Genomic DNA, 7,234 nt, shown 5'->3' with positions numbered 1-7,234 from the left:
ACGAGGACGCTCCACGGTGCTAGCCACATTGTCTTGCCACGCGGGATGACAACCTTCTTGGCGGTTACGGCCGCAGCGCTTCGAGCGTGGCGGTGTAGCTTGCGCTCATGCCGTTGCCGGCCAGGGGCGTGGCGGGAGCCGGAGCGCCGCCGGGACCGCCCATGCCGCCGCCAGGGCCGCCCGGACCACGGCCGGTCTCGCCGGTCCGCACCACCGCGTTCATCCAGTACATGCCCGCTTCGGGGAAGGTGACCTTGAACGCCCCGTCGGCGCCGGTCTTGACCTTGAAGTCGCCGGGCGTGGCGCGATAGCGCGAGTTTCCGGGGGCGAAGGTCACCTCCAGGTCGGCGGCCGGCTTGCCGTCCAGCAGGAACTTGAAGGTCGCCGCCTCGCCCGCCACCAGGTCGTTGGGGTGGGTCACCGGGACCAGCTCCAGGCCCTTGCCGGTCGGCGCCAGAGCCGTGGTGGTGGGCGCGTCGCGGGTGACGAAGGTTTCGTTGCGATTGAAGCTCTTGATGGTCTTCAGGTCGGCGGCGCCGGCCGGGACCTGCTTGGCGAAGTCGTCCGGCGAACCGCGGAAGCGCTTGACCTGGCCGTCCTGCGTCCAGCTGGCCATGACGGTGCTGGTGGCCGAGCCGATCTTCCAGGTGCCCGGCTTGGACAGCTGGACGTCGAAGGTCGAGCGGTACTTGCCGGTCAGGGCGTTCTGGATCTTGTCGACCGACCCGTCCGGCGCGGTGACGGTCACCGCATCCAGCCGCATCGGATTGTGGTCGGCGTAGAACAGCTCGTTGGAGATCGCCGCATCGACGGTCACCCAGGAGCCGTCGCCGGACAGCACCGTGAACGACGGGAGGAGCCAGCCGCGGTGAGCGTTGGCCGTGAGCGGAAGGGCCAGCGCCAGACCGGCGGCGGCGAAGGCGAGAAGACGATTGCGCAGGGACATGGCGTTTCTCTTTTCAGCTATTTGACGGCGACGGTGACGACGCCGAGTTCGGCCGTCCCCTTGGCGGTGGCGGCCTTGCCGGGCTTGCCCCCAGGGGCGCCCCAGACGAACGGAACGCGGACGGCCTCGTGGCCGCCGACCTCGCGGGCCGCCTCGACCACCAGGGTGTAGGCGCCGGGCTTGAGATCCTTCAGCGGGCCCTTGGCGCCGCTGAACACCAGCTTCTGCGGTCCGGGCGCGCGGGTCGCGCCGCTGATCCCGTCGGCGGGGAAGGTCATGGTGCGGCCGGCCTTGCGCCACCACTGGCGCATGTCCTTCAGCCACTTGGTCCCGTGGTCTTCCTTGGAGTCGGCGTCGTACCAGACCGCCAGGGTCGCGGCGGCCGAGGCGTCGGGCGCCTCCACCCAGATGGCGACATAGGGCTTGTGGTACTCGGCGACCGTCAGGCGCGGCACCTCGATGGTGACGTTGAGGTCGGCGGCCATGGCGGGGGCGGCCGTCGCGCCCGCGCCAAGCGCCGAGAAAGTCAGGAGAGACAGGGAACGCTTCATGGCGGGACGCCTCACAGGTGGACGAAAAGGATGACGAGCAGCAGCGGGATCACCAGCCCGCCGGCCACCAGGGGCCAGGTCAGGGGGCGGGCCCGGGCGTGGAACTGCAGGAGGATCAGGCCGGTGACGGCGAACACCACGCAGGCGCCGGCGAAGACGTCGATGAACCAGCCCCAGGCCTTGCCGGCGTTGCGGCCCTTATGCAGGTCGTTGAGCAGGCTGACCGCGCCGCGCGTGGTCTTCTCATGCTCCACCGCGCCCGTCGCGCGGTCGATGCTGATCCAGGCGTCGCCGCCGGGGCGGGCCAGGGCGACATAGACCTCTTCTTCCGACCACTCGCCCTCGCGGCGGGCGATGTCGGCGTCGACGGCCTTGTCCAGCCAGGTCTCGACCCGGATCGGCAGCGGGCGCTTGCCCTCGGTCGGGCCCTTGGCCAGTTGCGCCAGCAGGTCGGCGGGCAGGGCGGCCTTGCGGCTCACCACCTTGGGCTCAGCCTCGATCTGGCCGGCGTGGTTCAGGGTGAAGCCGGTGACCGCGAACAGCAGCAGGCCGACCAGGCTCAGCGCCGCGCTGATCCAGTGCCACTGGTGCAGCTGCTTGAGCCAGAACGAGCGACTTTGCTGGGCGGGTGCGGTCTTCACGAAATCCGGAGCCGGGAGGGGTGGGGCGAGGCCTTGAGCTGAGCTTCAAGGCCATACTTGAGAACGACTTGCAAAAGCAAGCCTTCCCGCGCAATAACGATGACCAGGCCGGCATTTCCCATGGATCGACCCTATTTTGTTCCCGGAGTGCGACGATAGCGCACGGAGACGCACGACCGGCGGGCCGCTAATTTCGTTCACCAATCGTTAAGGCAGGTCGGGGGCGAGCGTTGCGTAAGATTCTAGTCGCGGAGGACGATGTCCTTCTGGCCACCCTCCACGAAATCACGCTCCGCGAGGCGGGTTTCGAGGTGCTGGTCTGCCGCGACGGCGAACAGGCCCTGGCGGCCATGGACGCCTTCGATCCCGACCTGCTGATCACCGACTTCTTCATGCCGCGCATGACCGGCGGCGAGCTGATCAAGGCCACGCGCCGCCTGCGGGGCGCCCGCACCGCCGTGCTGCTGGCCTCGGGCCGCGACGAACACCAGCTGAAGGAAGACGAGCGCGGCGACGCCCGTCTGGAAAAGCCGATCACCCCGGCGAGGCTGCTAGGGGCGGTGAGGGCGCTGGAGGCGCGCTTCGCCGCGGGTTGCCTGGCGGCGTGAGGCCAGCGGGAGCGTTTTGCCTTCGACCCGCGGCGGACGTTCAATTCCCATCCCACGCCGCCGCCCTCTAGCTAACGCCGATCGCCCAAGGACAGCGCCTGCCCGCCGCGTGGGCGGGCGCTGAAAAGGCGGCGAACGGAGCTTTCTCTGCGGCCAATGACCTCGACAAGTGCGGCTTTAGAGGAGAAGTATGCCGCCTTTCGTCGTGGGAGCATGCCCACGCGTCGCATTGGGGTCGTTTCTTGAAAACGCTGTTCTTTACCGCCTCCGCCCTTGTTCTCTCGCTCAGCTTCGGCGCGGCCGTCGCGCAAGACCGCGTTCCCGTTCAGGCTCCCCCGACCCCGGCGATCGCCGCCGCCCAGGACATCGCCTATCCCGGCGTGCTGAAGCTGTCGGTCGACGCCACCGACCTGGACCGCCGGATCTTCCAGGTCCGCGAAACGATCCCGGTCGCCAAGTCCGGCCCGATGACCATCCTGTATCCCCAGTGGGCTCCCGGCGGCCACTCGCCCCGCAACGACCTGGACAAGGTGGCCGGTCTGGTGATCACCGCCGGCGGCAAGACCCTGCCGTGGACCCGCGATCCGGTCGCCGTCCACGCCTTCCACTTCGACGTGCCCGACGGCGCGACCGAGGTCCAGGTCAGCTTCCAGTTCCTGACACCGGTGAAGTCCGACGTCGGCCGCATCCTGGTGACCGACGACATGCTGAACGTGCAATGGCTGCAGCTGGGCTTCTATCCCGCCGGCTACTACACGCGCCGCATCCAGATCGAGCCGACCGTGAAGCTGCCGCAGGGCTGGGCGTTCGGCTCGGCGCTGGAGAAGGCCTCGACCAGCGGCCAGACCACGACCTTCAAGACCACCACCTTCGAGACCCTGGTCGACTCGCCGATGTTCGCCGGCCGCTACTTCAAGCAGGTCGACCTGGATCCGGGCGCGGCCACGCCGGTGCGCCTGAACATCGTCGCCGACAAGCCCGAGCTGCTGGAGATCAAGCCCGAGGCCCTGCAGGCCCACCGCAACCTGGTGCAGCAGGCCTACAAGCTGTACGGCTCCCACCACTACGACCACTACGACTTCCTGCTGGCCTTGACCGACAAGATGGGCGGCATCGGTCTGGAGCATCACCGCTCCAGCGAAAACGGCGTGGCGCCCAAGTACTTCACCGACTGGGACAAGACCTTCGTCGGCCGCGACCTGCTGGCCCACGAATACACCCACTCGTGGAACGGCAAGTTCCGCCGCGGCGCGGACCTCTACACCCCCACGCTGAACGAGCCGATGCGCGACAGCCTGATGTGGGTCTATGAGGGCCAGACCCAGTACTGGGGCAATGTGCTGGCCGCCCGTTCGGGCCTGCAGACCAAGCAGCAGGGCCTGGACGCCCTGGCCGCCACCGCCGCCCTCTACGACACCCGCGCCGGCCGCAACTGGCGCAACGTGCTGGACACCACCAACGACCCGATCATCGCCAACCGCAAGCCGGCCTCGTGGACCAGCTGGCAGCGCAGCGAGGACTACTATTCGGAAGGCCAGCTGATCTGGCTCGACGCCGATACGCTGATCCGCGAGAAGACCGGCGGCAAGAAGTCGCTGGACGATTTCGCCAAGGCGTTCTTCGGCGTCGAGAACGGCTCGTACGTGGTGCTGACCTACGACTTCGACACCGTGGTCAAGACGCTGAACGGCGTGGTCGAGAACGACTGGGCGACCTTCCTGAAGACCCGTGTCGAGGGCCTTTCGGCGCGCGCCCCGCTCGATGGCCTGACCCGCGGCGGCTACAAGCTGGTCTATACCGACACCCCGACCGAGTTCTTCAAGGCGGCCGAGACCAAGGGCAAGATCGTCAATCTCAGCTATTCGCTGGGCGTCACGATCGGCGCGGCCGGCCTGCTGTCGGCGGTCAATTGGGACACCCCGGCCTTCAAGGCGGGCCTGACGGCCGGCGAGACGATCGTCGCGGTCAATGGCGTGGCCTATAGCGACGACTTGATCAAGGACGCGGTCAAGGCCACGGCCAAGGCCGACGCCCCGCCGGTCGAGCTGCTGATCAAGGACGGCGAGCGCTACCGGACGGTCAAGGTCGACTACCACGGCGGCCTGCGCTACCCGCGCCTGGAGCGCATCGCCGGCACGCCCGCGCGGCTGGACGACATCTACAGCGCGAAGAAGTAGGCGTTCGGACCAGAGACCATGAAGGGGCCGTCGGCGGAAACGCCGGCGGCCTTTTTCAGCCGTCTTGATGTCGTCATGAGATCACGGGAAGAAAGCACAGCTTCAGAGCCTCGCCTCCCGGTTAACCTGCGGGCGTCCGGTTGGGACGCCTCCCGTTGTCAGATTGCATTGTGAGTTTCCGCATGAACCGCATCGCCGGCCTGGTCCTGGGCCTTTCCCTGCTGTCGAGCCCTGTCCTGGCGCAGCAGCCGTCCGCGCCGCCGCAACCGTCGGCCGCCGTCGACACCGCCAAGACCCTGGCCGAGGGGCAGGCCTTCCTGGCCAAGAACGCCAAGGCGCCCGGCGTGGTCACCACGGCCTCGGGCCTGCAGTACAAGGTCACGACCTCGGGTCCCAAGACCGGCCCGTCGCCCAAGGTCGGCGACGTCGTCAAGGTGCACTACGAGGGCAAGCTGCTGAACGGGGTGGTGTTCGACAGCTCGTTCGAACGCGGCCAGGCGGCGATCATGCCGGCCGAGGGTCTGATCCCGGGCTGGCTGGAGGCCCTGCCGATGATGCATGTCGGCGACGAGTGGACCCTGTGGATCCCGGCCGCCCTGGCCTACGGCGAGCGCGAGGCCGGCCCGATCCCGGCCAACAGCGTGCTGGTGTTCCGGCTGCGGCTGATCGGTATGCTGGCGGTGGATTGATCTAGTCGGGCTCTTGAGCGCCGTGCTTGATCCGGATGACTTGCACGGCGCGGCCCCTAACGCGATAGCGCACCACATAGGGCCTGATCGCCACCATCTCGCGCACCTCTCCGTAGAGCCTTCGTCCGCGAAGAGGATGGTCGGCGAGGCTCTCGACGGCCGCGATCAGGCGGGGCGCGAAACGGTGCGCCGCTAGGGGCGCGACCTGGGCGATGTAGGCGTAGATGCCTTCGATGTCGCGCTGAGATCGAACCGACCAGACAACCCGATAGGGGTGGCTCGCCTCATCGTTCATCACGCCCCCAAGAGCCGATCAAGGCTTGGCGGGACGTGGGGCGGGGAGCTCTTCCGACGTCCCCAGCGAAAGCAACCACGCTTTCATGGTCTCGTGGTCGATCACGCGGCCCGCATCGAGATCGGCAAGACCCTCCGCGTCGGCCGCCATCTCGGCGTCGATGTCGATCTCGTCGAAGATGGACCGTTCGGGCTTCATGCTCGAAGCCTAGCACGGTTGGGCGGGGAGGGGCAGGGGCCCGCCTGTCAGACCCCCGCCCTTGACGTCATCAGCGGCTGGATCTTCGTCCCGAAGTTCTCGACCCCCGCCACGAAGTCGTCGAACACCAGCAGCACCCCCGCCGTGCCCTCCACGGCCGCGACCTCGTCCAGCATCCGGGCGACGTTGTCGTACGACCCCACCAGCGTGCCCATGTTGAGGTTCACCGCCGATTCCGGCGCGGCCAGCTGGGCGGTGTTGGTGGTCGCGCCGGCCGCCGCGTTGGGGGCGGCCTGGTTGGTCAGCCAGGCCAGGGCTTCCTGGTCGGCGCCGGCCCGATAAGCCTGCCACTTGGCCATCGCGGCATCGTCGGTCTCGTCGGCGATGATCATGAACAGGATGTACGAGGCCACCTCGCGGCCGGTCTTGTCGGCGGCGGCCTTGAGGCGGTCGTTGACCCCGCCGAAGGCGGTGGGGGTGTTGGTCCCCTTGCCCAGGGCGAAGCTGTAGTCGGCGTACTGCGCCGTGAAGGCCAGGCCCTCGTTGGACGAGCCGGCGCAGATCAGCTTGGTGTCCTTCGGATGCGGGCTGACCCGGCAGTCGGTCATCTGGAAATACTTGCCCTTGAAGTCGCTGACGCCGGTGTCCAGCAGCTCGCGCAGCACGGTCGCGTATTCGGCCAGGTAGTTGTAGCGGTCGGTGTAGTGCTGCTCGCCCGGCCACAGGCCCATCTGGTCGTATTCGGCCTTCTGCCAGCCGGTGACCAGGTTGATGCCGAACCGCCCCGGGGCGATCGAGTCGATGGTCGAGGCCATGCGCGCCACGATGGCCGGCGGGATGGTCAGGGTGGCGGCGGTGGCGAAGATCTTGATCCTGTCGGTCACGGCCGCCAGGCCCGCCATCAGGGTGAAGCTCTCCAGATTGTGCTCCCAGAACTGGGTCTTGCCGCCGAAGCCGCGCAGCTTGATCATCGAGAGGGCGAAGTCGAAGCCGTATTGCTCCGCCTTCTGAACGATCGTCTTGTTCAGCGCGAAGCTGGGCATGTATTGCGGCGCGGCCTCGGAGATCAGCCAGCCGTTGTTGCCGATGGGGATGAAGACGCCGATTTCCATGCGATCAAGTCCTGTTC

Annotated in this window: 9 protein-coding genes; 3 read left to right on the top strand and 6 right to left on the bottom strand. The window is 67.7% G+C overall.

Annotated features, from left to right (window positions below):
* Positions 1-64: 64 nt before the first annotated feature.
* Genes WAL33_RS09155 through WAL33_RS09145 form a run of 3 tightly spaced genes read right to left on the bottom strand, consistent with a single transcriptional unit; the run spans position 65 to position 2,138 of the window.
* Positions 65-946 carry a DUF4198 domain-containing protein gene (locus WAL33_RS09155; protein WP_422180626.1) on the bottom strand — a complete coding sequence of 294 codons (882 nt, stop codon included), beginning with the start codon at positions 944-946 and terminating at the stop codon, positions 65-67.
* 17 nt (positions 947-963) lie between these two features.
* A complete protein-coding gene (locus WAL33_RS09150; protein WP_422180624.1) occupies positions 964-1,497 on the bottom strand; it encodes a DUF2271 domain-containing protein in 534 nt (177 codons plus the stop codon).
* A gap of 11 nt (positions 1,498-1,508) precedes the next feature.
* The gene (locus WAL33_RS09145; protein WP_422180623.1) at positions 1,509-2,138 is read right to left on the bottom strand and encodes a PepSY-associated TM helix domain-containing protein; all 630 of its coding nucleotides are present in this window, start codon (positions 2,136-2,138) and stop codon (positions 1,509-1,511) included.
* 230 nt (positions 2,139-2,368) lie between these two features.
* On the opposite strand from WAL33_RS09145, the gene WAL33_RS09140 reads away from it, so the two are divergent.
* From WAL33_RS09140 to WAL33_RS09130, 3 genes are all read left to right on the top strand, one after another.
* Positions 2,369-2,746 (top strand): response regulator transcription factor, encoded by a 378-nt coding sequence (locus WAL33_RS09140; protein WP_422180621.1) that lies wholly within the window; start codon positions 2,369-2,371, stop codon positions 2,744-2,746.
* Positions 2,747-2,988: 242 nt separating this feature from the next.
* A complete protein-coding gene (locus WAL33_RS09135; protein ID WP_422180619.1) occupies positions 2,989-4,923 on the top strand; it encodes a M61 family metallopeptidase in 1,935 nt (644 codons plus the stop codon).
* A 182-nt stretch (positions 4,924-5,105) separates the two neighbouring features.
* Complete coding sequence (locus tag WAL33_RS09130) at positions 5,106-5,612, top strand: FKBP-type peptidyl-prolyl cis-trans isomerase (RefSeq protein ID WP_422180617.1); 507 nt, start codon at positions 5,106-5,108, stop codon at positions 5,610-5,612.
* A 1-nt stretch (position 5,613) separates the two neighbouring features.
* Here WAL33_RS09130 and WAL33_RS09125 read toward each other — a convergent pair whose 3' ends face one another.
* Genes WAL33_RS09125 through rutA form a run of 3 tightly spaced genes read right to left on the bottom strand, consistent with a single transcriptional unit; the run spans position 5,614 to position 7,217 of the window.
* On the bottom strand, positions 5,614-5,907 hold the full coding sequence (locus WAL33_RS09125; protein WP_422180615.1) for a type II toxin-antitoxin system RelE/ParE family toxin: 294 nt from the start codon (positions 5,905-5,907) through the stop codon (positions 5,614-5,616).
* A gap of 18 nt (positions 5,908-5,925) precedes the next feature.
* On the bottom strand, positions 5,926-6,105 hold the full coding sequence (locus WAL33_RS09120; protein WP_422180613.1) for a CopG family transcriptional regulator: 180 nt from the start codon (positions 6,103-6,105) through the stop codon (positions 5,926-5,928).
* Positions 6,106-6,152: 47 nt separating this feature from the next.
* Positions 6,153-7,217, bottom strand: a complete 1,065-nt coding sequence (gene rutA / locus WAL33_RS09115; RefSeq protein WP_422180628.1) for a pyrimidine utilization protein A — start codon at positions 7,215-7,217, stop codon at positions 6,153-6,155.
* Positions 7,218-7,234 lie beyond the last annotated feature (17 nt).

The sequence above is a fragment of the Caulobacter sp. genome, from assembly GCF_049283275.1.
GTDB lineage: Bacteria > Pseudomonadota > Alphaproteobacteria > Caulobacterales > Caulobacteraceae > Caulobacter.
Note: the sequence above shows the minus strand (reverse complement) of the source record. Positions and strands in the feature narration are given on the sequence as shown.